General features: G+C 62.0%; 24 protein-coding genes and 1 tRNA gene. 12 read left to right on the plus strand and 13 right to left on the minus strand.

The genetic code is table 11. From position 1 onward, the window contains the following. Positions 1-33: 33 nt before the first annotated feature. The 4 genes from coxB to NKH01_RS02195 form a co-directional block, all read right to left on the minus strand. Complete coding sequence (gene coxB / locus NKH01_RS02180; RefSeq protein ID WP_023720162.1) at positions 34-849, minus strand: cytochrome c oxidase subunit II; 816 nt, start codon at positions 847-849, stop codon at positions 34-36. 319 nt (positions 850-1168) lie between these two features. Further along, the gene (locus tag NKH01_RS02185) at positions 1169-2515 is read right to left on the minus strand and encodes a PQQ-dependent sugar dehydrogenase (protein WP_352790518.1); all 1347 of its coding nucleotides are present in this window, start codon (positions 2513-2515) and stop codon (positions 1169-1171) included. Next, on the minus strand, positions 2515-2964 hold the full coding sequence (locus NKH01_RS02190) for a DUF2231 domain-containing protein (protein WP_023720160.1): 450 nt from the start codon (positions 2962-2964) through the stop codon (positions 2515-2517). Before NKH01_RS02190 ends, NKH01_RS02185 begins: the two co-directional genes overlap by 1 nt. Positions 2965-3093: 129 nt before the next feature. Next, positions 3094-3450: an SPW repeat protein gene (locus NKH01_RS02195; protein WP_051409696.1), complete on the minus strand. Its 357-nt coding sequence runs from the start codon at positions 3448-3450 to the stop codon at positions 3094-3096. A 465-nt stretch (positions 3451-3915) separates the two neighbouring features. Here NKH01_RS02195 and NKH01_RS02200 point away from each other — a divergent pair, with 465 nt between their 5' ends. Further along, entirely contained in the window at positions 3916-4782 is an 867-nt protein-coding gene (locus NKH01_RS02200) for a class I SAM-dependent methyltransferase (RefSeq protein WP_353018752.1), read from the plus strand. 348 nt (positions 4783-5130) lie between these two features. After that, positions 5131-7710, plus strand: a complete 2580-nt coding sequence (locus NKH01_RS02205) for a bifunctional diguanylate cyclase/phosphodiesterase (protein ID WP_353019171.1) — start codon at positions 5131-5133, stop codon at positions 7708-7710. Between the two features lie 88 nt (positions 7711-7798). On the opposite strand, the gene radC is transcribed toward NKH01_RS02205, so the two are convergent. Further along, positions 7799-8545: a RadC family protein gene (gene radC, locus NKH01_RS02210; protein ID WP_023720155.1), complete on the minus strand. Its 747-nt coding sequence runs from the start codon at positions 8543-8545 to the stop codon at positions 7799-7801. Positions 8546-8597: 52 nt separating this feature from the next. Further along, positions 8598-9425: a type I methionyl aminopeptidase gene (gene map / locus NKH01_RS02215; protein ID WP_023720154.1), complete on the minus strand. Its 828-nt coding sequence runs from the start codon at positions 9423-9425 to the stop codon at positions 8598-8600. Between the two features lie 300 nt (positions 9426-9725). Here map and NKH01_RS02220 point away from each other — a divergent pair, with 300 nt between their 5' ends. Beyond that, on the plus strand, positions 9726-10022 hold the full coding sequence (locus tag NKH01_RS02220) for a DUF982 domain-containing protein (protein ID WP_023678889.1): 297 nt from the start codon (positions 9726-9728) through the stop codon (positions 10020-10022). A 117-nt stretch (positions 10023-10139) separates the two neighbouring features. On the opposite strand, the gene NKH01_RS02225 is transcribed toward NKH01_RS02220, so the two are convergent. From NKH01_RS02225 to NKH01_RS02235, 3 genes are all read right to left on the minus strand, one after another. Further along, a tRNA-Glu gene (locus NKH01_RS02225) sits at positions 10140-10214 on the minus strand. A gap of 172 nt (positions 10215-10386) precedes the next feature. Continuing rightward, a complete protein-coding gene (locus tag NKH01_RS02230) occupies positions 10387-11517 on the minus strand; it encodes a YcbK family protein (RefSeq protein WP_353019173.1) in 1131 nt (376 codons plus the stop codon). A 327-nt stretch (positions 11518-11844) separates the two neighbouring features. Beyond that, positions 11845-13680, minus strand: a complete 1836-nt coding sequence (locus NKH01_RS02235; protein ID WP_353018754.1) for a PHA/PHB synthase family protein — start codon at positions 13678-13680, stop codon at positions 11845-11847. Between the two features lie 151 nt (positions 13681-13831). Here NKH01_RS02235 and NKH01_RS02240 point away from each other — a divergent pair, with 151 nt between their 5' ends. The 5 genes from NKH01_RS02240 to recJ all read left to right on the plus strand — a co-directional run bounded on the left by NKH01_RS02240 (position 13832) and on the right by recJ (position 19805). Beyond that, entirely contained in the window at positions 13832-14164 is a 333-nt protein-coding gene (locus tag NKH01_RS02240; protein ID WP_352482154.1) for a hypothetical protein, read from the plus strand. A gap of 40 nt (positions 14165-14204) precedes the next feature. Continuing rightward, positions 14205-15422, plus strand: a complete 1218-nt coding sequence (locus NKH01_RS02245; protein ID WP_352466981.1) for an LL-diaminopimelate aminotransferase — start codon at positions 14205-14207, stop codon at positions 15420-15422. Between the two features lie 41 nt (positions 15423-15463). Beyond that, the gene (locus tag NKH01_RS02250; RefSeq protein WP_352586954.1) at positions 15464-16777 is read left to right on the plus strand and encodes a homoserine dehydrogenase; all 1314 of its coding nucleotides are present in this window, start codon (positions 15464-15466) and stop codon (positions 16775-16777) included. A gap of 199 nt (positions 16778-16976) precedes the next feature. Continuing rightward, positions 16977-17960, plus strand: a complete 984-nt coding sequence (glpX, locus tag NKH01_RS02255; RefSeq protein ID WP_353018756.1) for a class II fructose-bisphosphatase — start codon at positions 16977-16979, stop codon at positions 17958-17960. Positions 17961-18020: 60 nt separating this feature from the next. Beyond that, the gene (gene recJ, locus NKH01_RS02260) at positions 18021-19805 is read left to right on the plus strand and encodes a single-stranded-DNA-specific exonuclease RecJ (RefSeq protein ID WP_353018758.1); all 1785 of its coding nucleotides are present in this window, start codon (positions 18021-18023) and stop codon (positions 19803-19805) included. A gap of 20 nt (positions 19806-19825) precedes the next feature. Here the strand turns inward: recJ and NKH01_RS02265 are convergent, their stop codons facing one another. The 3 genes from NKH01_RS02265 to folE all read right to left on the minus strand — a co-directional run bounded on the left by NKH01_RS02265 (position 19826) and on the right by folE (position 22025). Continuing rightward, complete coding sequence (locus NKH01_RS02265) at positions 19826-20797, minus strand: patatin family protein (protein WP_352482159.1); 972 nt, start codon at positions 20795-20797, stop codon at positions 19826-19828. An 84-nt stretch (positions 20798-20881) separates the two neighbouring features. Continuing rightward, the gene (gene hisI / locus NKH01_RS02270) at positions 20882-21352 is read right to left on the minus strand and encodes a phosphoribosyl-AMP cyclohydrolase (RefSeq protein ID WP_352640615.1); all 471 of its coding nucleotides are present in this window, start codon (positions 21350-21352) and stop codon (positions 20882-20884) included. 10 nt (positions 21353-21362) lie between these two features. Continuing rightward, positions 21363-22025 (minus strand): GTP cyclohydrolase I FolE, encoded by a 663-nt coding sequence (gene folE, locus NKH01_RS02275; protein ID WP_353018759.1) that lies wholly within the window; start codon positions 22023-22025, stop codon positions 21363-21365. 240 nt (positions 22026-22265) lie between these two features. Here folE and NKH01_RS02280 point away from each other — a divergent pair, with 240 nt between their 5' ends. Next, a complete protein-coding gene (locus tag NKH01_RS02280; protein ID WP_353018760.1) occupies positions 22266-22712 on the plus strand; it encodes an iron-sulfur cluster assembly scaffold protein in 447 nt (148 codons plus the stop codon). On the opposite strand, the gene NKH01_RS02285 is transcribed toward NKH01_RS02280, so the two are convergent. Further along, positions 22709-23623 (minus strand): LysR substrate-binding domain-containing protein, encoded by a 915-nt coding sequence (locus tag NKH01_RS02285; RefSeq protein ID WP_353018761.1) that lies wholly within the window; start codon positions 23621-23623, stop codon positions 22709-22711. The genes NKH01_RS02280 and NKH01_RS02285 overlap by 4 nt on opposite strands. Before the next feature lie 92 nt (positions 23624-23715). Here NKH01_RS02285 and NKH01_RS02290 point away from each other — a divergent pair, with 92 nt between their 5' ends. The 3 genes from NKH01_RS02290 (at position 23716) to blaOXA (ending at position 25299) form a co-directional block, all read left to right on the plus strand. Beyond that, on the plus strand, positions 23716-23883 hold the full coding sequence (locus NKH01_RS02290; protein ID WP_198030511.1) for a hypothetical protein: 168 nt from the start codon (positions 23716-23718) through the stop codon (positions 23881-23883). Positions 23884-23962: 79 nt separating this feature from the next. After that, on the plus strand, positions 23963-24337 hold the full coding sequence (gene yidD / locus NKH01_RS02295) for a membrane protein insertion efficiency factor YidD (protein WP_353019175.1): 375 nt from the start codon (positions 23963-23965) through the stop codon (positions 24335-24337). Between the two features lie 146 nt (positions 24338-24483). Beyond that, entirely contained in the window at positions 24484-25299 is an 816-nt protein-coding gene (gene blaOXA / locus NKH01_RS02300; protein WP_353018762.1) for a class D beta-lactamase, read from the plus strand. Positions 25300-25427: the final 128 nt, after the last annotated feature.

Consider the following 25427-nt stretch of genomic DNA (forward strand, 5'->3'; position numbering starts at 1 on the left):
TTCAATGCCGACGGCGCGCCGTCGTTCCGGCGTCTACTCTGCCGAGCCCATCTGTTGGGGCGCGGACAGCTGCGCAAAAGTCTGCTGCTGGCCAAGCCACGCCAGATAATCTTCCTGCGTATCGACCATGACCACGCCATGCATCATCGGATGCCCTTGGCCGCAGAGTTCGGCACACAGGACCTGGAAGGTTCCGGTCTTGGTCGGAGTGAACCAGAAATAGGTGACTGAGCCCGGGATCATGTCCATCTTGGCGCGGAATTCCGGCACGTAGAAATCGTGCAGCACATCGATCGAGCGGAGCAGCATCTTGACCGGTTTGCCAACCGGCAGATGCAGGTCGGCCGCTTCGACCACGACGTCGTCCTGGCCGTTGGCATCAGCGGCGATGACGCCGAGCGGATTTTCAGCGTTGACGTCGCGAGTGTCGGATGTGCCGAGCTTGCCGTCCTTGCCGGGCAGGCGGAAACTCCATTGCCATTGCTGGCCGACGACTTCGACCTCGGTTGCGTCGCTTGGGACATTGACGAAGCGGCTCCAGACGAACAGGCCGGGAACCAGCAAAGCCGTGACACCGACGGCAGTGACGACCGTCAGCCAGGATTCGAGCCGCCTGTTCTCAGGTTCATATGCCGCCTGATTGCCTTCCCGATGACGGAAGCGGAAGACGCAATAGGCCATGAAAAGAACCACGGCGGCGAAGACGACGCCGGTGATCCAGAAAGTTATGATGATGGTGTTGTCGATATAGTCCCAGTTCGAGGCAATCGGCGTCCACCACCATGGGCTCAGGAAGTGGAACAACACCGAGCCCACGACTATCAGAACGAGTACAAGCGCAACGGCCATGTCCCGGTTCCTCCCGGTATTCCAAGCGGCGCAAAGCCGTCCCGGGAAATACCAAGTGCATCATAACTTGATTTGCGATGAAAATTCTAGAGCCGGCTGTGGGAAGGGCAAAAATACCATTTCTCGGTGCTGGCGGTCCTTCGGTTCGGCGGTGATCAGCGGTAGCGCGCGGCAAACATCGTCAGCGTCGAGTAAACGGCAATGGCGAGCATGCGGAATGTGCCCGGCAGAATCACCGGAACGGCGATCGTCGGGATCGTCGCGCGCAGGGTTCGATCCCCTGCTCGACCGACAGCTCGACGAAGGGAGTGGAGCCCCTTTATTGGCCGGCAGATGTCACCCGCCAAACTGTGTTGCCGACGTCGTCGGCGATGAGCAGGGCCCCGGTTTTGTCGACGGCCAGGCCGACAGGCCGGCCGCGCGCCTTGTTGTCCTTGTCCAGGAAGTCAGTCACCACGTCCTGTGCGGCGCCACTCGGATGGCCGCCGCTGAATGGTACGAACACCACCTTGTAGCCATTGAAGCGCGTGCGGTTCCAGCTCCCGTGCTCGCCAACGAAGGCGCCGCCGCGATATGCGTCGGGAAGGGAGGTTGCCGTGTAGAAGGCCAATCCCAGAGGGGCGACGTGGGAGCTCAGCGCATAATCCGGAACGATCGCTTTAGCGACCAGGTCCGGACGCTGGGGCATGACTCGGGGATCGAGATGCTGGCCGTAATAGCTGTATGGCCACCCGTAGAAGCCGCCGTCCTTTACCGACGTCAGATAATCCGGCACGAGATTGGGGCCGAGCTCGTCGCGCTCATTGATCACGGCCCAGAGCGCCCCGGTCTGCGGCTCCCAGCTCAGGCCGTTCGGATTGCGCAAACCGCTGGCGAAAATGCGCGACCTGCCGGTAGCCCTGTCCACCTGCCAGATCGCGGCGCGGTCCTTCTCCGCCTCGATGCCGTTCTCGGCCACGTTGCTGTTCGAGCCGATGCCGACATAGAGCAGCGAGCCGTCCGGGCTTGCCACCAGGCTCTTCGTCCAATGGTGGTCGATCGGGCCGCCGGGCAGGGCGGTGAGCGGCGTTCCGGGCGCGGTGATCTTGGTGTCGCCGGTGGTGTAGGGATAGCGAACAATGGAATCAGTGTTGGCGACGTAGAGATCGCTTCCCACCAGCGCCACGCCGAAGGGCGAGCTCAGGTGGTCGAGGAAGACGCTGGTCAGCTCGGGCTTGCCATCGCCATCGGCGTCGCGCAGCAAGGTGATGCGGTTGCTTGGGCCGCTGTCGCCGCCCGAAGTGACCCACGATTCGATCCAGCCCATCACCAAATCCTTGGGCCGTTTGATCGGTTCGCCGCCCGGCGCCTTGGACTCGACCACCAGGACGTCGCCATTGGGCAGCACATAAAGTGAGCGCGGATGCTGCAAGCCGTTGGCAAAAGCCTGGATCTGCAGCCCCTGCGCGACTGTCGGCTTTTCGTCGTTCTTCCATCCTACCACGGAAGCGAGATGCATGGGCGGGAAGAAATATTGGATCGGCTCCGGCAGGTTTGGATTCGGCCCTATCTGACTGCCGGGATCCGGGTCGTTGCCGCTGCACGCTGCAAGAGTGATCGCCGCAGTGCAAGTAAGGATGGACGCCGCGATGCGCCCGGCCTGTCTGATGGAGCTTGCTACGCGCATCAATCCGCCACTCCGACGTGATGCCGGTACACCATGGACCAGCCCAGCCAACCAGTGAAGATGAGGATGAGCACGACAACCGCCGAGAGGATCAAGCCGGTGGGAACGATGGAGGTCCATGCATCGCGGGTGTGCACGAGCATGTTGATCACGGACAACACCAGCGCCAGCAGATTACCGAGCACGTGCGGCCAGGCAGGGGGCTGTGCCCTTATCAGCGGATTAGCCAGAAAATCGATCAACCCCACGATCGCTGCAAGGCAGCCCATGATCACGCCGACGGTAACTAGCCAAGCAGAGAAGTCCGCCCACATCATTTCCGCTGTTCGCCAATAGGCCAGATCCGTCAGCAAGGTGCCGACGAAGCAGGCGATCGGAAACGGCACGAGCATCGGATGAATGGGATGTCCCGCAATCCTGGCCGTCGAACGCGGATTGTCACCGACCATAATGCGCAATCCTTCTCAGATCTCGTCCAAACAAACTGCCATCCGGCCTCTGGGCGGCTGTTGCCGAGAGGCCGGCAGACGAACCATCGATCCGTCAGGCCCAAAAAGGGCGCTGGCTGGCTGCGCCTGTTAGGCGGCGGACTGGGTCGGCGGGTTCTGGTACATCATCCAGAGCTCGATCGCGGCCAGGACGGCAACCAGAATGCCGATCACGACATGCACGGTCATCGCCGTGGTCGCCTGGAATCCAAGCACCCAGGGCGATACGAGAACCCACAGTCCGACGACCAGGTTCACCCACTCTTCCCAGACGGCAAATGCCGCGAGAGCGGCAATCGAAAGCACGACAATCAAGATTCCGCTGCCGAGGGCGTTCTGCGTCTGCGGGCCTGCCGCAAAGGCGAAGATCCAGGGAGAGAAGAACAGAATTGCCCCAAGGATCAGGTTGGCTACGTCACAGAGCCTGGCGTTTGTCCACTGGTTCATGGCATCCTCCATAGGGAGCGTTTATGGCTCCCGAGTTCGGCAAGGTGGTGCCTGAGTCCGGCGAGATGCGCCCGAAGCCGCTCACTCCGTGTTACGGCAGTGCCCTTGCCCGGCCGGAGTTCCGCATCTGGCGGTACTCCAGCCAAATCCGGCTATCTAACTGAATTCCGGGCTTTATGTTCCATTCGGCACCGGCACGCCTGGATCACTTGATGGTGATCGAGCGATCCAAAGCCGCAGTGGACATGGTCAGCGGCGACGTGCCAGCGGCGCGGACAGGCTCATTCTTTTCTCGATCCGGTGAAAACATTGGTCGTGGATCGCAGTTCTGAGACGCTCTTGCTCGTCTTGATTGCCGCCGAAGCTTGTTTGAGAGGCGCCCGGTCCGGATTGACGCGCGCTACTTTCGCTGCAAAGGTGCTTTAACGACTTGTTTACCATGCGTCAGTCAGGGGTGGGGGGAATTTGGAACGGTTTCTGGGCGCGAACCGCCTTAATTGGGATGATCGGGCCGAACTGCACTCGACCGACACAACGGGCAGCTACCACATCGAGAATGTGCTGGCCGGCGGATCCAATCTCTATGAGCTGGAAACGCGCGAGCTCGGCGATATCGGCGGCAAGGATATCGTCCACCTGCAGTGTCACATCGGTCTTGACACGATCAGCCTGAAGAATCTCGGCGCAGGCAGCGTGACCGGGCTCGACTTTTCACCGACGGCGATCGTGGCGGCGCGGGATTTTGCTGCGAAGGCAGGCACCGACGTGCGCTTCGTGGAAGCGCCACTGTTCGAGGCGGTGGAAGCGCTCGGCCGGACCTTTGACATCGCTTACGTTACATGGGGCTCGGTAAACTGGCTGGACGACGTGTTCCGTTGGGCGCGGGTGGTTGCCGATCTTCTGCGACCCGGCGGCCGCCTCTACATGGCCGAGGGCCATCCATTGATGTTTCAGTGCGATCGAAAGGCCGCAGCCCTGGAATTGAAGCACGATTGGCGAACGCCGATAGCTCGGCCGCTCGCCTGGAACGAGGAACTGACCTACACCGGCGATGACCGCATCTTGAAGCATCCTCGCTATTATGAGTGGATACACCCGATCAGTGACGTGGTGAACGCGCTGATTTCAGCTGGTCTGACGCTCGATTTTCTCAATGAGCATGACACGGTTTCGTGGCAGCACTTTTCATTTGCAGTGCGGGCCGGCAAGGATATGTACTGCCTGCCAGAAAACTCCCCCAAGATACCGATGGCCTATTCCATTGGCGCGACGAAGCGTAGCGTCGGCAGGATACCATACCTTGTGTCTCCCAAGCCGATCGAGGGCCACTAGTCCAAGGTCAATGCTCTGACGTACTCGGGTCGGAGCGTCGAAATGTGCAATGGCGCTCGTGCGCCTCGATCTTCCGAGCAAGGCTGATCTAGCTGGCGTTTCATGTTGGTCCGCATCGTGCAGCCCGCCTTCAGCATCGCTGTCGGTATCGCAGCCGGCGTCAGCCGTCGGAACATGAATTTTCTCAGGAGTATGAAGGTCAAATTAAACATTGAAAGCTAATGTTCCTCATCGGGTCGACCCGGGAACCTGAAATGGCACTTGAGGAATCGCCTATTGGCTTTTTTCCGCGCTAGGTTCGGCGGCATCAAGGAGGTCGTCTTTTCGTCGGCAAATATTCCGGCGGCGATCGCGCTTGTCGTCATACTTATCAGCGCTGCGTTCGCGGAGCACCAGAACAAAGTCGTCTCGGACCAGGCCGTCCGTGCGGACGTGCTGACCAAGGTCAATCTCATCCGCGCCAAGCTCGAAGGTAATATCAACGGAAACCTTCAACTCGTGCGTGGATTGGTCGCCGCGGTCGTGACCGAGCCCTATATGGGACAGCAACGCTTCGCCTCGCTGGCGAGCAATCTGTTTGGCGCCGACTCGCAATTGAACAATATTGCCGGCGCGCCCGATCTGGTCGTTTCCCTGATGTACCCGATGGAGGGTAACGAGCAGGCGATGGGCCTGGACTACCGCAAGAACGAGCGTCAGCGTGCGGCTGCGCTAAGGGCGCGAGACGAACGCAAGCTGGTGCTTGCCGGTCCCGTCGAGCTGAAGCAGGGAGGACAAGGCTTCATCGGCCGCTTTCCGGTCTTCGTGCCGAGCGCTGGCAATACGGAAAGGTTCTGGGGTATCATTTCCGCCGTTGTCGACGTGCAGCGCCTTTACAGAGCGAGCGGCTTGCTTGACGACGATCTCGGGATCGACGTAGCGCTGATCGGCAGGGACGCCCTCGGTCACCGAGGTGGTCAATTCTACGGCAATGAGGAGATCAGCAAAAGCGATCCGGTGACGGCTGACGTTTTGCTTCCTTCCGGCTCGTGGCAGCTCGCGGCCATTCCCAAAAATGGCTGGCCTTCGACGCCAAGCAACGCATGGTTGTTGCGCGCGATCATGGCCACGGCCGGAGCCTTGGTTGTGTTCCCTTTCCTGATCACAGGCCGCCTGATTGGCGAAAGACAGCGCAATTATGCGGAATTGCGTCGATTGTCACGACGCTTGGAACTCGCTCTGGAAGCTTCGGCTATTGGGGTTTGGGAGCACGATCTCGCGACCAACGAGCTTACGTGGGATGATCGCGTCAACGAAATATATGGCAAACCAACCGGCGAGCACCGGGGCTACCCAGACTGGGCGGGAGCAATCCACCCAGATGATTTGGCTGGCGCCAACGCGGACTTCGACAGGGCGGTGGCCAGCGGACGACCATATTTGTCGGAGTACCGGATTGTGCGTGAGGATGGCGAGATCCGTCATGTCCGGTCCAAGGCGATCCTTTACCGGGTCGCAAACGACACCCCAAAAATGATCGGCGCGGAATGGGACGTGACTGCCGACGTCCTGCTGAACAAGGATCTGGTTCGCGCAAAACAGCTGTCCGAGTCGAAAAATGCAGAACTCGAGTCGGCCAAGGCGCGCATAGAGCACATTGCGCTTCATGACTCGCTGACCGGCTTGCCCAACCGGCGTTACCTCGACCAGGTACTGGAAGACTACGCGGCAAACGCCAGGCGCTCAGGCGGGCGTGCGGCACTGCTTCACATCGATCTGGATCGGTTCAAGCACATCAACGATACGCTGGGCCACGCCGCCGGTGACGCGATGCTGGTTCACGCGTCGACAGTCCTCAGATCGAAGGTCGGCGACGAAGGATTCGTCGCCCGCATCGGAGGAGACGAATTCATCGTTCTGTGCGTGGTACGCGACGATACCAAGCAACTGGCGCTGCTTGCCGATCGGGTCATCAGCCAGATGCGCGAACCCGTCTATTATCAGGGCCATCGGTGCCGTTTTGGCGTTAGCGTGGGAATCGCTGTCGACAACGGAAAAGATGTCGAAGCCAAACACCTGCTGGTGAACGCCGATATCGCGCTTTACCGAGCAAAGAGGCGTGGGCGCAATCGATACGAATTCTTCACTGACGCGATGCAAAGCGAAATCGTCGATACAAAACGGATTGCCGACGAAATTCTCGGCGGCCTCGAGCGCAACGAGTTCATCCCGTTCTACCAGCCCCAATTTGACGCAAAGACGCTCGAAATCGTTGGGGTTGAGGCCCTGGCGAGGTGGCGACATCCAGTAAAGGGTATTTTGGCACCCGACATCTTCCTGAGGATTGCAGAAGAACTGAACGTCGTCTCGATCATCGACCAAGCCATATTGAAGCAATCACTTTCGGATTTCGAGGAGTGGTCCGCTGCAAAACTTAACATTCCACGGGTGTCTGTCAATGTCTCGGCGAGGCGCCTTCAAGACGAGGAGCTTATCAAGAGCCTGCGAGAACAAGATATCAAGAAAGGAACAGTTTCGTTCGAGCTTGTTGAGTCGATTTTCCTGGACGAGAACGACGATCTCGTCACGTGGAACATCGAGCAAATAAAAGAACTGGGGATTGACATCGAAATAGACGATTTTGGTACCGGTTACGCTTCGATGGTCAGTTTGCTGAAGTTGCAGCCGCGCCGGCTGAAGATAGATCGGCAGCTGGTCACCCCAATCGTCAAATCGCCGCAGAGAAGGCAGGTTGTCTCGTCGATCATTGAAATCGGCAAGTCGCTGGGTATCGAGGTCGTGGCGGAAGGCGTCGAGACGATGCAGCACGCACGGCTACTCAAGGGCCTGGGCTGCGACATATTGCAGGGTTATGCCTTCGGCCACCCGTTCGACTCCGAGGGACTTAAGACATTTGTCCGATCGCGGCGCCTGCGCACGGCCAGCTGAGCCTCGGCGCCAGAATTTATCGAGCCGACCGCCTGGACGTTGCGGTACATAGGCGCACAGCGGACAAAGCTGAAAACAACGCCAAACCTCAGATCAGCAGCAGGCCCTTCATGCTGGAGTGGCCTTTCCTGCCGATGATGATGTGGTCGTGAACGGCAATGCCGAGCGGTTTGGCCGTCTCTATGATCAGCTTGGTCATCTCGATGTCTGCGCGCGACGGCGTCGGGTCTCCCGACGGATGGTTATGCGCCAGGATGATCGCCGTGGCGGAGAGCTCCAGCGCGCGCCTGACCACCTCGCGCGGATAAACCGGCGTGTGGTCGACGGTGCCGACCTGCTGCACTTCGTCGGCGATCAGCGCGTTCTTCTTGTCGAGGAACAGGATGCGGAACTGCTCGCGCTCCTCGAAGGCCATCACCGACCGGCAGTATTCGAGAACCTGCGTCCAGGTCGACAAAAGCTCGCGGCCGGCGATCTCGCCGCGCGCCATGCGCTGCGCCGTTGCGGCAACCACCTTCAGGTCGAGCGCCACCGCCGGGCCGATGCCCTTCACCTCCTGCAGGCGCTCGACGGGCGCGCCGAGGACCTCGGCCAATGTACCGAAGCGTGCCAGCAATGCCTTGGCGACCGGCTTGGTGTCGGCGCGCGGGATCAGCCGAAACAATAGAAGCTCGAGCAGTTCGTAGTCGGGGAGGGTGTTGGGGCCGGCAGCAAAGCGTTCGCGCAGGCGGTCGCGATGGCCGAGATAATGCGGCTTGTCGGCGGCCACCGCCTTCGCGGGCGATCGCACCGGCCTTTCGGGAAAGAAGGCCCGCTCGTCGTCGTCACCGTTCATGGCTGCCCCACCCAGCATTTGCCGGGCAAGGTAACGCCCGATCTGCCAGACACTAGGCCCGCAGGCCGGGGCGGTCGAGGTTTTTTGGCGATAGCGTGAAGATCTCGCAGCCGGTTTCGGTGACGCCGATCGTGTGCTCGTACTGCGCCGACAGCGAACGATCGCGCGTCACCGCGGTCCAGCCGTCCGACAGCACTTTCACATGCGGCCGGCCGAGATTGATCATCGGCTCGACGGTGAAGATCATGCCCGGCCGCATCTCGACGCCTTCGCTGGCGCTGCCGTAATGCAGGATATTCGGCGCGTCGTGAAACAGCCGGCCGACCCCATGGCCGCAGAAATCGCGCACCACCGAGCAACGCTCGGCTTCGGCGTAGGTCTGGATGGCGGCGCCGATGGCGCCGGTGCGGGCGCCCGGCTTGATTGCCGCGATGCCGCGCATCAGGCACTCATACGTGACTTCGAGCAGCCGCTCCGCGGCACGCTTGATCGTGCCCACTGGATACATGCGCGAGGAGTCGCCATGCCAGCCGTCGAGGATATAGGTGACGTCGATGTTGACGATGTCGCCGTCCTTCAACGGCTTGTTATCGGGTATGCCGTGACAGACGACGTGGTTGATCGAGGTGCAGGATGATTTCGTGTAGCCGCGGTAGTTGAGCGTCGCCGGAAGCGCGCCATGGTCCATGCCAAATTCGAAAACGAAACGATCGATCGCCTCGGTGGTGACGCCGGGCGCCACCATCGTCACCAGTTCGTCGAGACAGCGCGCGGTGAGATCGCAAGCCTTGCGCATGCCGATAAAGCCTTCCTCGTCGTAAAGACGGATCTGGCCGGTGTTTCTGAGCGGTGCCGCGGCGGCGTCGAGATAGGTGACCATTTTTATCCGTCTTGCAGAGATGCGAGGCTGGATGAGCCTCGGCGAGAGAAATCTCCCCAGATTTGGCACTGGAAAGCGCAAGGTTCAAGGACGAACTGCCGGCGAACGGCCGAAGACCAGCGATATATTCACGCCTGAGGCATTCTCCTTGCCTGGAGCGGCCCATGCTTCGCCGGGTTCATTGGCTACCGCAGTGACGACACATTTCTAGGCGAGAAGTCGGCCCAAGCACTAAGCCGCTACGGCAACTTTTTGCAACGAACGGCGTCGCTGCGGGGGCGTCGGTTCGGGAGAGATCGAATGGACAGACTGCAATTCGAGGTGCCGGTGCGGATCGCGCCTGTGCCCGGCCAGCCGGTCGAGGAAATCTACAGTGTCGAGCAGGCACTCGATTTCCTGCAAACGTGGCCGGTCCGCCGGAAGGGGCCAACCTACCAGGCCGCGTTCAACGCCTGTTTTGGTGCCACGGTGGACATCGTCGAGACCGAGGACGCATGGCGGGCCTTCATGGCTTTTTGCCGGGTGAGCGGCCTGCTGGCCAGGGACATGATGGTTCCGCGCAAGCGCGGCGGCGAGGCGAGGGGACTGCGGGCGTAGGGAGCCGTCGACATAATCTTCAATTTGTCTGGCAGCCTTTGCATCCTCATCAGAGTGGTGGTCCGGCAAGGTTACGCAGCGCGTTAGCGATGGCATGTGCTAAGTACTTGAGGTCTCTGGTACGCCCAAGGGGAATCGAACCCCTGTTACCGCCGTGAAAGGGCGGTGTCCTGACCGCTAGACGATGGGCGCGCTCAGATGTGAGCGCTTATAGTTGCGTCGCGACAAACCGGCAACCCGTCTGCTGCCGGCTGCGACAACTTTTTTCCTTTGGCTCCAAACCGCGTCTTTCCGACAGCCAAGCTGGTTTTTGCGGCATGATGCAACGCCGCCGAAGGGCCTTCAGTGGCGGAAGAACCTCGCCCTAGCCGCGCCTGCGGCAGCGCCAGTTCCAGTCGCGCTCCGGTCCGACATCGACGTGGACGGATTCGGTGTGGCAGTAGGTGCCGACGCCGCCGCGGCCCGGCATGGTGCGGATATAGCTCGCCAGTTCCCATTTTGAGACGCCGGGAACCTGGATGTCGGCGGCGGCGCAGTACATGTGCAGCGAGTTCTTGGCACCGTTGGCGCGACGGTTGCGGGCCGGATCGCGATAGCCGGAGGTAACCGTCATCTTGCGGCCGTAGTGGCCTTCGATCGTCTTCAGCACGCGAACCAGCGGCGGCTTCAAGCAGGCGACATCGACGCTTTCGTTCTGTTTCAGGAGACCGTTGGGTGCCAGCCGGGCGAGGCCGGCGGCGGAGGCGACCTGGTAGGCGCCACCCGAACCTTCGTCCTCGTTGAGGTCGACGTCGCTCTCATCGTCGAGGCCGGATTTGCGCTTGATCTCGAACAGTGCCGTCTGGCGCACGCCGGGCAGCGCATCGGCCGTGAAGTGGCTAGTATCGCCGGCCGATGCCAACTGCACCGGCTTTTCAGCCGGGTTGGCCGAGGCCAGGGTGACGGTGGGCTTTGCCGCGGGCGTCGCCTTGGCCTGCAAGACCGCTGGCTGCCCGCCCGATCTGCTGTTGGCCGGCGATGCCGCCGAAGCAGGCGTAGCGCTGAACAGCGAGGCCAGGAAGTTTTTCTTCGGTGCATAGGCCTGTGGCTGCGGCATCTCGCCGGCGGTCACATAGACCGGGTTGTTCATCGCCGGCGCGGCGGCCTTGGCATCGGGCTTCGATGCGCCGGCATCGGCGGCGGCACTGTTCTGCGCAACAGCGCTGGCCTGTTCAGCCGCCTCGGCGTTTGGTTGCAGCGGTTGCGGCGAATGTCCCGCGATCGTCTCGGCCGCCGCGGGAACGGCGATCGGGAAGCCGGCATCGGACTTGGCCCCTGGCTTGGCCATTGGCACAAAGGCGACCTGCTCGGGAAGGTTGGCGTCGCCCTCTGCATTCATCGTCATTTGTGCGGTTGTCATCTGCGACGATGAGGCGGCCGTGCTGGCCTGGGGCGCACCGGCGGCCGTGCTGATTTCGGTGGCCGAGGCATTATAGCCTGGCATGCCGACCGACATGGTCGGGTCGCCGGCAGAGGTGCAGGACGCCAGAAGCACCGAGAAAAGCGCCGCCACAATGGCGCGGCTTTCTCCCTTCGCGAGGCGCGATCCTGCTGATCTCAAAACAAAATTCCCCCTCGATATCCGACCGGTTCGTCATTGGCGCGGCGTCGAAACGTCTCGTCGAAATGACCCTTGTTCCCCGAACCGGAAACGAGACCTGTGTCAAATCTGCAAGCCTCAAAGTAATTTGGCGGCTAGAGGATGAATCAAGGCTGCTCAGGGTTGACGACACCATTTCGCCCGCTTTTGGCGGCGCGTCAACTCACCACACATTACAGATGGTTACACACGCACCTTGACATAGGTGCCGGGGGCTTCGCCTAGAACTTGCATATGCTCGCCCGGTTTGCGGGCCGGTACGCGGGTATTGTCCCTGGCTTCGATCCAGCGCTGCCAGTGCGGCCACCAGGAGCCGGGATGGTCAGTGGCCCCGGCGAACCACTGGTCGAAGTCCCCAGCCGGCTTGCCGCCGGTCCAGTAGTGGTATTTCTGCGCCGCTGGCGGATTGACGACGCCGGCGATGTGGCCGGAGCCGGCCACGACGTAGTCGACCTCGCCGCCGAAATATTTCGAGCCGAGGAACACCGACAGCGCCGGCGCGATGTGATCCTCCTTCGAGGCGAGGTTGTAGACCGGGATGGTGACATCCTTCAGCGAAACCGTGCGGCCCGCCAACTCCATCATGCCTTGCGAAAGCCTGTTCTCGAGATAGCAATTGCGCAGGTAGAAGGAATGGTTGGCAGCGCCCATGCGGGTCGAATCGGCGTTCCAGTAGAGCAGGTCGAAGGGCAGGGGATCCTTGCCGCGCATGTAATTGTTGACGACATAGGGCCAGATCAGGTCGCCCGAGCGCAGCATGTTGAAAGCAGTCGCCATCTTGGTGCCGTCGAGATAGCCTTTTTCGCTCATTGCCTTTTCAACGGCCGCGACTTGCTCCTCGTCGACGAACACTTTCAAGTCGCCGGCATAGGTGAAATCGACCTGCGTGGTGAAGAAGGTCGCCGATTTGATGCGGTGGTCGCCTTCCTGCGCCATCAAGGCCAGCGCTGCCGCCAACAGCGTGCCGCCGACGCAATATCCGATGGCATTGACGTCCTTTTCGCCGGTGGCCTTTTCAATCGTGTCGAGGCCGTATTGCAGGCCCTCCCTGATATAGGCCTCCCAGCTCTTGGCGCCGTGCCGCTCGTCCGGATTGATCCAGGAGATGACGAAGACCGTGTGGCCCTGCTCGACCGCCCAGCGGATGAAGGATTTTTGCGGGTTGAGGTCGAGGATGTAGTATTTGTTGATCCATGGCGGGCAGATCAGCAGCGGCCGCTTGAGCACGGTCTCGGTCGCCGGCTCGTATTGCAGGATTTCGGCGACGTCGCTGCGGCCGACCACCTTGCCGGGCGTGGTGGCGAGATTCTTGCCGATCTCGAAGGGTGAATAATCCGCCTGCCGCAGCTTCAGGTCACCCTTGCCTGCGGCAATGTCCTCGGCCAGCATTTTCATGCCGCGCACCAGGTTTTCGCCGTTCGAGGCGACGGTCTCGCGAAACAATTCCGGATTGGTCAGGATGAAATTCGACGGCGAGATGGCGTTGGACACCTGCCTGACATAAAAGCTGGCCTTGTGGCGGGTGTGCTCGTCCAGACCGTCGGCGTGCTCGACCAGTTCGGCCGCCCAGCGCGAGGTGACGAGATACGCCTGTTTGAGGAAATCGAAAAAGGCGTTGCGGCCCCATTCCGGGTCCTGGAAACGCTTGTCGCCGCGCTCGGGCTTGACCGCATCCTCGGTCTCCTCGGCACCGGCGCCGATGCGCTGAACGGCATTGGCCCAGACGGTCATATAGCCGGAAAACAATCGTGTCTGCGCCTCCAGCGCGCGCTGCGGGTCGGAGAGCCAGTATTCGGTGAGTTTGGAGAACGTCTTCACCATGTCGACGACCGGCTCGGCGACATGATCGCGCACCTCGCCCTTTTCCCGCGGCTCGGCCCATGCCGAGGCGGCCTTGCCGGCCTGCTCGATCATGCGGGCCATGTTCAGAGCAAAGCGTTCCGGGTCCTTAACCAGATATTGCTCGACGGTCGAAGGTTGGTCATCTTCCGCTTTGCCCGAATCGGGTGTTTTGGACATGGTTCGCGGGGTTCCTCCCGAAGCGTTTTGTTGACATATTACCATGGGATATCTGACAGGGTCCAACGTGCTCTAACCCGGCCGCCAGGAAAACAATATGACGATTAATATTGGCAAGAACGTTTTTTCCGGCACTGGTCGTTTTTGCCGCATGGCGCTCGTCCTGCTGGCGATGGCCGGTTGCACGAGCAGCAACATAGAAGGTGCAGCGCCCGCCACCGGCCTTGTCGGGGCGAAGGACACCGGTTCCTACCCGAACCTGAACATCCCGCCGCAGGTGGCGGCCGAGCAATTCACCGACGAGGAAAAGAACGCCAAGCTCGCCCAGCTGAAGGCCGAGGAGCAGGGCCAGGCCGCGAAGGGCGGCGGCGTCAAGGTCGCGGACCAGGCTGCGCTGGACCAGCTGGCAAAAAAACACGGCGCCGAGGCGCTGAAGCAGATCGAAGGCAAATGCGACCCCGCTCTCGACCCTAATTGCAAATAAGCTTATACGCGCGACCGCAACCTCACTGTCTGGAACTGCCATGGAAGAATTTCACAAGGTCCGCCGGCTTCCGCCCTATGTCTTCGAACAGGTCAACCGGCTGAAGGCCAGTGCCCGCTCGCGTGGCGCCGACATCATCGACCTTGGCATGGGCAATCCGGACCTGCCGACGCCCAAGGCCATCGTCGACAAACTCTGCGAGGTAGTGCGTGATCCGCGCACGCACCGCTATTCGTCGTCGCGCGGCATTCCGGGCCTGCGCCGTGCCCAGGCCAATTATTATGCCCGCCGTTTCGGCGTGAAGCTCGACCCGGACAGCCAGGTGGTGGCGACGCTCGGCTCGAAGGAGGGTTTTGCCAATATGGCGCAGGCGATCACCGCCCCCGGCGATGTGATCCTGTGCCCCAATCCGACCTATCCGATCCACGCCTTCGGCTTCATCATGTCGGGCGGCGTCATCCGCTCGCTGCAGGCCGAACCGGACGACGGTTTCATCCCGGCACTGGAGCGCGGCATCCGCCATTCGATCCCGAAGCCGCTGGCGCTGATTCTCAATTATCCGTCCAACCCGACGGCACTGGTCGCCTCGCTCGATTTCTACAAGGAGGTGGTGGCTTTCGCCCGGAAGAACGACATCATCATCCTGTCGGACCTTGCCTATTCCGAGATCTATTTCGACGGCAATCCGCCGCCTTCGGTGCTGCAGGTGCCGGGCGCCATCGACGTCGCAGTCGAGTTCACCTCGATGTCGAAGACCTTTTCGATGCCGGGCTGGCGCATGGGTTTTGCCGTCGGCAATGAAAGGCTGATCTCGGCGCTGACGCGGGTGAAATCCTATCTCGACTACGGCGCCTTCACGCCGATCCAGGTGGCGGCCGCGCATGCACTCAACGGCGACGGAGCCGATATCGCCGAAGTGCGCGACGTCTACCGCAAACGCCGCGACGTCATGGTCGACGCCTTCAGCCGTGCCGGCTGGACCATTCCCGCACCGGCGGCATCGATGTTCGCCTGGGCGCCGATCCCCGAGCCGTTCAAGCACCTCGGCTCGCTTGAATTCTCCAAGCTCCTGATCGAGCACGCCGACGTCGCGGTGGCGCCGGGCGTCGGCTTCGGCGAGCATGGCGACGATCACGTGCGCATCGCGCTGGTCGAAAACGAGCACCGGATCCGTCAGGCAGCGCGCAACATCAAGCGCTTCCTCGCATCCAGCGCCAAGCAGCCGAATAACGTCGTACCGCTCGCCGCGCATCGCTGAGTTTTCTACACATCAATCGACCGAATGGGGCGTCGCCGGACATGGCTGAAGCGTTGCGTGTTGGAATTGCCGGCCTCGGCACCGTCGGTGCGTCGGTGGCTCGCGTGCTGCGCGACAAGGCGGCGGAACTGACGCGGCAGTGCGGCCGCGACATCGTCGTGTCAGCCGTCTCGGCCCGCGATCCCAAACGCGACCGCGGCGTTGATCTTGGCACAGCACAGTGGTTCGACGACGCCGTCAAGATGGCCCAGACCGCCGAGATCGATGTATTCGTCGAACTGATCGGCGGCGACGAGGGCGCGGCACGATCCTCGGTGAAGGCGGCGCTCGAGGCCGGCCGCCATGTCGTCACCGCCAACAAGGCACTGCTTGCCAAGCACGGCGTGTCACTGGCCGAGATCGCGGAAAAGAGGGGCGTGCTGCTCAACTACGAAGCGGCGGTGGCCGGCGGCATTCCGGTCATCAAGACGATGCGCGAGGCGATGGCCGGCAATTCGGTGACCCGCGTCTTCGGCATCCTCAACGGCACCTGCAATTATATTTTGACGCGCATGGAAGCCGAGGGCCTGTCCTTTGATGCCTGCCTGAAGGACGCCCAGCGGCTGGGCTATGCCGAAGCCGACCCGACCTTCGACATCGAGGGCCACGACACCGCGCACAAGCTGTCGATCCTGACCAGCCTTGCCTTCGGCACGAGGATTGCGGCCAATGACATCTACATGGAGGGCATCTCCAACATCAGCCAGGCCGATATCCGCGCGGCCGGCGATCTCGGCTACCGGATCAAGCTGCTTGGCGTCGCCCAACGCACCGAAAGCGGTATCGAGCAGCGCGTTCACCCGACCATGGTGCCGACGGCCTCGGTCATCGCGCAGGTGCACGGTGTCACCAATGCGGTCGCGATCGAAACCGACATCCTCGGCGAATTGCTGCTTTCCGGCCCCGGTGCCGGCGGCAACGCCACCGCTTCGGCGGTGATCGGCGACATTGCCGACATTGCCAAGAGCCGGCCTGGCTTCCAGCATGGCCCGGTCTTCGGCCGGCCGGCGAAGGAATTGAAGCCCTACAAAAAGGCGCAGATGCGCAGCCATGCCGGCGGTTATTTCATCCGGCTGACCGTGCACGACCGTCTCGGCGTTTTCGCCGCGATCGCCAAACGCATGGCCGACAACGACATATCGCTGGAATCGATCGTGCAACATGCCGCAGGGCCGGAAACCGAGGCACAGAAGACAGTCATCCTGGTCACCCACGAGACGACCGAGGCGGCGGTGCGCAAGGCCGTCGACGGCATCACCAGGGACAGCCTTCTGACCGACAAGCCGCAAGTCATCCGCATCGAGCGGGCCGGATAGCAGTCTCACATTTTGCGTTTAATCGATTGATATTGCTGCGCTTTCAAAAAGGTCCAGCGCAGGTCTTGCTGTTGTCACGAGGCTTTGACACAAGAAGCGCGTCTCTGGCGGGAGGCTAATGCATGTCGCCCAAAAGTGTGCGGCGGTTTTGGGACAACGACATGCATAGAAACAAAGTGCCAACGAGGATTATCCATCGATGAATGTGGCCCAGAACATTGTCGCCGGCCTCGACCGGATACTGACCATGGAATTGGTGCGCGTCACCGAACGCGCCGCGGTCGCGGCCGCCAGATTGCGCGGACGCGGCGACGAGAAAGCCGCCGATCAGGTCGCGGTCGACGCCATGCGCCAGGAGCTTAATCGTCTCGCCATCAACGGCACGGTGGTGATCGGCGAGGGCGAGCGCGACGAGGCGCCGATGCTCTATATCGGCGAGGAGGTCGGTACAGGCAAAGGCCCGGCTGTCGACATCGCGCTCGATCCGCTCGAAGGCACGACGATCTGCGCCAAGAACCTGCCCAATGCGTTGGCCGTCATCGCCATTGCCGAAAAAGGCAGCCTTCTGTTCGCGCCGGACGTCTATATGGACAAGATCGCCATCGGCCCGGGCTATGCCGATGGCATCATCGACATCGATGCCTCGCCGGCCGAAAATATTGCCAGCCTGGCCAGGGCCAAGGGCGTTCCGGTGGCAGAGATCACCGCCTGTATCCTCGACCGGCCGCGCCATGGCGCCTTGATCGAAGCCGTGCGGGCGACAGGCGCCGCGATCCGGCTGATCGGCGACGGTGATGTCGCCGGCGTCATCCACACCACCGACCCGGACGAAACCGGCATCGACATCTATCTCGGCACCGGCGATGCGCCGGAGGGCGTGCTGGCGGCGGCGGCCTTGCGCTGCACCGGCGGCCAGATGCAGGGCAGGCTGATCCTTGACACGCCGGAAAAGCTGGCGCGCGCGGCGAAGATGGGGATCTCCAACCCGAAACGGATCTACCACACGCAAGACATGGCACGCGGCGACGTGCTGTTTGCCGCGACCGGCGTCACCGACGGCAATATGCTGGCCGGCGTCAAGTTCGGCCGCAATTTCATCACCACGCACACGATCGTGCTGCGCTCGTCGTCGCGAACCGTGCGCGAAATCAAGGCCAGGCACCAGGATCTGGAAAAGTTTTGATTTCGACTCAGTTAGCCGTTGCATATTGTGCGCAATGACAAATTGCAGACGGCGCGTCACGTGACGGGGGAAAGACGCTTTTTCCTAGATGTCAGGCAGTCGGCCACCGGCGTTTCCTGGGAACACCGGCTGACCGAGCGTCAGGACATGGCTGCGCTCGCCATCGCGCAAGGCTATGGCGTGCCCGACATCGTGGCACGCGTGCTGGCCGGGCGCGGCGTCACCGCCGAGCAGACCGAGCGGTTCCTGGATCCGACCATCCGCAACCTGCTGCCCGACCCGGCATCGCTGACCGACATGGACAAGGCGGCCTCTCGCATCGCCCAGGCGGTGATGGCCAGGGAAAAGGTGGCGATCTTTGGCGACTACGATGTCGACGGCGCCGCCTCATCGGCGCTGCTCAAGCGCTTTCTCGCACATTTCTCGGTGCCGTCGGAGATCTACATACCGGACCGCATCTTCGAGGGTTACGGCCCCAATCCGGAAGCGATGCGCGAACTCGTCTCGCGCGGCGCGACGCTGATCGTCACCGTCGATTGCGGCACCAACAGTGCCGCTTCCATCGACGCGGCGAAGGCCGCCGGCGCCGACATCGTGGTGCTCGATCACCATCAGGTCGGCGGGCCATTGCCGGCGGCGGCTGCGGTCGTCAATCCTAATCGCGAGGACGATCTTTCCGGGCAAGGCCATCTTTGCGCCGCCGGCGTCGTCTTCCTGTGCCTGGTACAGACGGCGAAGATCCTGCGCAGCCGGCTGCCGGACGCCGCAGCGCCGGATCTGCTTGGCCTGCTCGATCTGGTGGCGCTGGGCACCGTCTGCGACGTGGTGCCGCTCACCGGCATCAACCGGGCCTTCGTGGTCAAGGGGCTACAGGTGGCGCGGCAGCAGAGGAACGAAGGGCTGGCGGCACTGGCGCGGGTCTCGCGTATCGGCGAGCCGATCAGCACTTTCCATCTGGCCTTTCTGATCGGTCCGCGCATCAACGCCGGCGGGCGCATCGGCGACGCAGCACTTGGCAGCCGCCTGCTTGCAACCGACGACCCGGTCGAGGCCCGCACCATCGCCGAGACGCTCGACCGGCTCAACCAGGAGCGGCAGTCGATGGAGCAGGAGATGCTGGCCGCGGCGCGCTCAGAGGCCGACGCCGAGCTTGCCGGCGGCAATGGTCCGGCCATCGTGGTCACAGCCAGCAGCAACTGGCATCCGGGCATTGTCGGCCTGCTTGCCTCGCGGCTCAAGGACCATGCAAGACGGCCGGCTTTTGCCATCGCCTTCAACGCCAATGGCGTCGGTACGGGGTCAGGCCGTTCGGTGTCGGGCTTCGACCTCGGCCGGCTGGTGCGCGAGGCTGTCGATGCCGGGCTGATCGTCAAGGGCGGCGGCCACGGAATGGCGGCGGGCATCACCGTCGAGCGGGCGAAGCTCGGCGCGCTCCGGGCTTTTTTCGAAGAGCGCGCTGCGGTGGATGTGTTCCGGCTGCAAGGCGAGGAGAGCCTGGCGATCGACGGCGCGCTTGCCGCCGAGGGCGCGACGCTTACGCTGCTCGATGCGCTTGAGCGGGCAGGGCCGTTCGGCGCCGGGCATGTCGCGCCGGTGTTCGCGCTGCCGCGTCACCGGCTGGTTGATGCGCGGGCGGTCGGCACCAACCATATCCGCGCCGACCTGCAGTCGGAAAGCGGCGGCCGCATCCAGGCGATCGCCTTTCGCGCCGTCGATACTGCGCTTGGCGAATTCCTGTTCAAGAACAGGGGCAAACCGGTGCACGTCGCCGGCTCATTGTCGGGCAATCACTGGAACGGCAACCGCACGGTGCAGTTTCGTATCGTCGACGCGGCGCTTGCCTGAGAGTTCGCTGACCGCTCGGCCTAAGCGAGGACGGTCTGCAGCCGGGTCAGTTCGCCGATTTGCGCCATCGTTGCCTGGTAGCCGATACGGATCGCTTCGTCGGCGCGGTGGAATTCGGTCAGGCCGATATGGCTGAGCTTCGGCTGCAGCGACATGTCCGGCGGGTCGCCGGCCAGCCTGGCGCGCGAAATGCGGTCCTGGATGATGTTGAAGGCTTCGACCATGACGCCGGTGATGCCGAGCCGCGTCTCGCGCGACTGACGTTCGGGATCGGCGTGGCCACCCCTTGGCGCGTCTCTCTCGACGATCAGCTCGCCTGCGCTGTGCTTGATCACTGCGGCGCGGCCGAACAGATCGTAGTGAAGGTTCACCGCAACCACGAGCGGCTGCTCGTAGGCACGGCAGACCGAGACCGGCACCGGATTGACCAGTGCGCCGTCGACCAGCACGCGCCCGTTGCAGGCGACCGGCTCGAACACGCCGGGCAGCGCGTAGGAGGCGCGCATGGCGGTACTCAACGAGCCGCTCGACAGCCAGATTTCATGGCCGGTGCGGATTTCGGCAGCGACGCAGACGAACGGTTTTGGCAGGTCCTCGAAGCGGATGCCGGCTATGTGCTCGCGCAGCCGTGCGTCGAGCTTCATGCCACCGAACAGGCCGCTGCCGCGTAGATTGAGGTCGAGAAGGCCAAAAATGCGCCGCCTGGTCAGGCTGCGCGCGAATTCTTCCAGCTCGTCAAGTTTGCCGGCAACATAGCAGCCGCCGACCAGCGCGCCGATCGAGGTGCCGGCGATCATCGACACTTCGATGCCGGCTTCGTCAAGCGCGCGCAAAACGCCGATATGCGCCCAGCCGCGCGCGCAGCCGCCGCCCAATGCCAGCGAGATCCCTGTTTTACCTGGAGATTTGGTTTCGGATGCGCCTGCGGCCGAGGAGAGGCCATTGGCCTCCCGAACGTCAGGTCTGTTGCGCAATGACGCCCAGTCGAGCATCACAATCTCCCTTGTCCCACGGTCATCCTACAGGCGGGCCGTATCGAAATCATGAATATACGTGGCTGAAGTGCTGCGAATGGTTCATACTGATGGTGTTTTGGGCTTTCGATACGTTTTTTCCGCATCGAACAGCGGCTTGCTGTCGTCGCTGGCAAGCGTCCCTTTGCCATCGCTCAGCCCCACCGTCCGATAAAAGCATGAACGTCGGCCGGTGTGACAAGTTGCTTCGTGACCCAGCACTTTGACGCGCAACCATATCGCGTCCTGGTCACAATCCGTGAGCATCTCGACGACCTGCTGGACATTGCCCGAGGTTTCGCCCTTCTTCCACAGCGCGTCGCGCGAACGCGACCAGTAGTGCGCGATACCGGTCTCGAGTGTCAGCGCCAGCGCCTCGGCATTCATGTGCGCGACCATCAGCAGCATGCCGTCTTCGGCATCGGTGACGACGACAGTGACGAGGCCGCCGGCATCGAAGCGCGGTGAAAGGACGATCCCTTCCTCGAGTACCTTCTTGTCAGATGGAGCTTTCGGAAATTCCAATGCCGACATTCGCCGGTCCCTATTTAGCGAAGGCGGCGTGGGTCTGATCAGTTCCGCCGCCGCGCACCATGGTGACGAAGCGGACCTGCTCTTCAGGTGTATCCTTGAAGACGCCGGTGAAGGTCGAGGTCAGCGTGGTGGAGCCCTGTTTGCGGATGCCGCGCATGGCCATGCACATATGCTCGGCCTCGAGCATGACGGCGACGCCGCGCGGATTGAGCACGTCCTGGATGACGCCGGCAATCTGCGCAGTCATCGCTTCCTGGGTCTGCAGGCGGTGGGCAAAGATGTCGACGACGCGCGCGATCTTGGACAGGCCGACAACCTTGCCGTCAGGCAGATAGCCGACATGCGCCTTGCCGATGATCGGCACCATGTGATGCTCGCAATGCGAGTGGAACGTGATGTCCTTGACTATGACGAGGTCGTCATAGCCGGCGACTTCCTCGAAGGTGCGGCCAAGCTCCTCGGCCGGGCACATATCGTAGCCGTTGAACATTTCGCGGAACGCCTTGGTGACGCGCTTCGGCGTGTCGATCAGGCCCTCGCGGTCAGGATTGTCGCCGGTCCAGCGCAACAAGGTGCGCACCGCGGCTTCGACTTCGGCCTCACTCGGCCGGTCGGTGACCGGCTTTTCCATATAGGCCGACTGCGGCATGAGTTTCTTGATAACGGCGTCCATAAAGGCGTCTCCCGTAGTTCCTCTCTCAGGAGGAACGAGTTGAACGGACCACGACCTTTCGGGTGTTAGAAACTCGCCCGGTTTCCAGCCCGTAAGTGGCGTGAACAGATTTGGGCAGGACGAGACTTGCGGTCGCCTTGTCGATACCCGACTACGACTATTATATATGTTCGTGCCGAGCGAAAGGAAGACGCCAGAGCGGCAATCGCTGTTCGCTGGGCGGCGACGGATTGGAAAAATATGATCGACGATGTCTACAATGCGAAAATTCTGGGTTTTGCCGGAAACATCGCACGGATCGGCCGGCTCGACCGGCCCCACGCAACCGCACGAGCGCATTCCAAGCTGTGCGGCTCGACGGTGACCGTCGATCTGAAGATGGATGACGGCGTCGTCAGCGATTTCGCGCATGACGTGAAGGCCTGTGCGCTTGGCCAGGCGTCGTCTTCGATCATGGCGCAGCATGTCGTCGGCGCCAGCGCCGAAGAACTGCGCAGCGTGCGCGAGACGATGCTGAAGATGCTGAAGGAAAATGGCCCGCCGCCCGAAGGCCGCTTCGCCGACCTGAAATACCTGGAACCGGTGCGCGACTACAAGGCGCGCCACGCCTCGACCATGCTGACCTTCGACGCGGTGGTCGATGCGATCGGCCAGATCGAGAAGAAGCGGGCGGAACAGGCGGCCTAAACCTCGGCAAGAAAACGCCGGCTTTCGGCGAATTCCGCCCGGACCCAGTCGGCAAAAGCCCTGGCAGGCTCGGAAAGGTCATTCAGTCTTCTGGCCACCAGCCAATAGGCGCCGGACGCAACGTCGATGTCGAAAGGCTTGACCAGCGTGCCGGACGCAAGTTCTTCGCCGATCTGCAAAAGATCGCCCAGTGCGACACCATGTCCAAGCAAGGCTGCCTGTTTCGAAAGCGAGGCATCCGCCAGCATCGGTCCACGCGCAGGCACGGCTTCAGGGGTCACGCCGGCCGCTTCGAACCAGCGCGTCCAAGCCTGACGGTTTTCTTCGTGCAGCAATGTATAGCGACCAAGGTCGATCGGTTTTTCCAGAGCTGGCCCGGACGCAAGAAGCGCCGGCGACAGAACCGGTGAATCGACGACCGAGGCAAGCTGTTCGGCTTCGCTGCGTGGCCATGAAGTGGCGTGTGCACTGAAGCGTAGAGCAAGTTCAGGCTGATCGCTGCGGAACTCTATCAACCTCGGGTCGACCTCAAGGGAAACGTCGATATCGGGTCGCAACTCGCGAAATCGGTTGAGCCGCGGCACCAGCCATACGGATGCAAGCGACGGCTCGACGCTGACGCGGACCACGGACTGCGTCGGGGCCGCCGTCAATTCCGAAAGCAGCCTGTCGATGCCCCCGAAACTTCTGACCAACTGCTCGAGCAGCCGCCGGCCGGTGTCGGTCAATTCGACGCGGCGATGATGGCGGAAGAACAAAGGTTGGCGCAGGAATGTTTCGAGCTCGCGGATCTGGCGGCTGATCGCTGCCTGCGAAACATAAAGCTCCTCGGCCGCACGGCTGAAGCTCAGGTGACGACCGGCGGCTTCGAAGCTTCTAAGAGCCGTCAGGGGGAGGCGTCCGCGCTTCATTCGCATAACTCAGAGTTATCTGACGTCGACGTTATACTCGTTTGAAGAGCAAGGCCAGCGGCGCTCTAATCGGTGCTCAAAGGAGTGCTGCCATGATCCAGTTTCTCAACATCCTGGGCGATGTCGTGCGGATCGCGACATTTCAATGGCATGACGAGAAACCGCATGGCGACTGGTGCGAGGGGAGGCCGCCGACCAGCGTCGCCGCATGTCGGAAGCCGACGCCCGACCGGTACCCGGTTCGCCGTTCGAGGCAGTGACGGGATTGCCGGAACGGCATTGCGTTCCCGGCCCGATGCGCACATCTATCCTGAAGGGAAACGCGACGCGGAGACTGTGGTGGTCGGCCAACATCGGCATGCGCACGGCGCCAGGCCGATTCGACAAGGACGCAACTGGCCCGGCCCGTGGCGCAAGACGCCGGGCCGCGTCTTCGGCACGTCGCTCGTCCGGCTCTACCAGCTGACGCTGTCCGGCTTTGTGGGCAATTCCTGCCGGCATCTGCCGACCTGTTCCGAATACGCGCACGAAGCGATCGCCCGGCATGGACTTTGGGCCGGCGGCTGGATGGGGTTCTTTCGCGTGCTGCGCTGCGGGCCGTTAGGGACGCATGGCATCGACCGCGTGCCCGAAACCCTGGCTGAGTGCTATGTCTGGTTTGCGCCGTGGCGGTACTGGCGGATCGGGAAAAAACGTGGCGACCTAGACAGTTGACCGCAACTGTTCGTTACACAACCGCACCGCTGTTTACGATCTGGTAGGGTTAACCGTAGCTTGCGCGGACATAGCGCATTTAAGACAAAATCGAGACAAGACGCCTCGCTAAGCCGCTCCTGACACCCTTCAGGAGAGATTACCAAATGCGCCGGATAGATCGTCTTCCCTTCGTTTTCGCCGTGGTTCTCTATGTCCTGGCGTGGCTGTTGGGTTTTCCGATCCGTGCGCAATCGGCCCCGCTCGGGGACGTCGAATGCACGCTGATCGTCGACGCCGCGAGCGGCGAGACGCTGTACCGGCAAGGGGTTTGCGACCAGCGCGTCAGTCCCGCCTCGACATTCAAGGTTCCGCTGGCGCTGATCGGCTATGACGCCGGAATCCTGAGCGACGAGCATACACCGAATTGGGAGTACAAAGCGGAGTTCAACGCGCCGAAACGGGACCGCAAGACCGTCGACCCGACGATCTGGGAAAGGGATTCGGTCCTTTGGTTCTCACGCGAGATCACGCGCCGGCTCGGCAGCAAACAGTTTGCCGGCTATGTGTCCAGATTGGACTATGGCAACACCGACGTCTCCGGCAATTCCGGCAAGAATGACGGCCTCACCCATTGCTGGGTGAATTCTTCGCTCGAGATATCGCCGGTCGAGCAGGTCGATTTCCTGCGCAAGCTGCTGGCGCGGAATCTGCCGGTCTCGGACAAGGCCCATGCGATGACCAATGCGATTGTCCCGACCTTCCGGGCGGGCGGCTGGACGGTGCAGGGCAAGACCGGGACGACCAGGCTTGGCGACGATGCCGACAAGCGCTCGCTTGGCTGGTTTGTTGGCTGGGCGCAGAAGGATGCTCGCAAGATCGTCTTTGCCCGCCTCGTAGTCGATACGAAACGTTCCGACACGCCGAAGGGGCTCAAGACGCGGGCGATGTTCCTGAAAGAGCTGCCGAATCTCCTCGGGTGACCTAAATCCGGCTTTACGGCGCCGAAAACTGCCCATAAAAGACCGCTCGCCGCCGGACGCATCCGGCTCTTACTTGATGTAAGTCGCAACCCCAAAATCGCTACGCAGTTTTGGGCGACGTGCATTTT

This window comes from Mesorhizobium sp. M1403 (genome assembly GCF_040317695.1).
Taxonomy (GTDB): Bacteria; Pseudomonadota; Alphaproteobacteria; order Rhizobiales; family Rhizobiaceae; genus Mesorhizobium.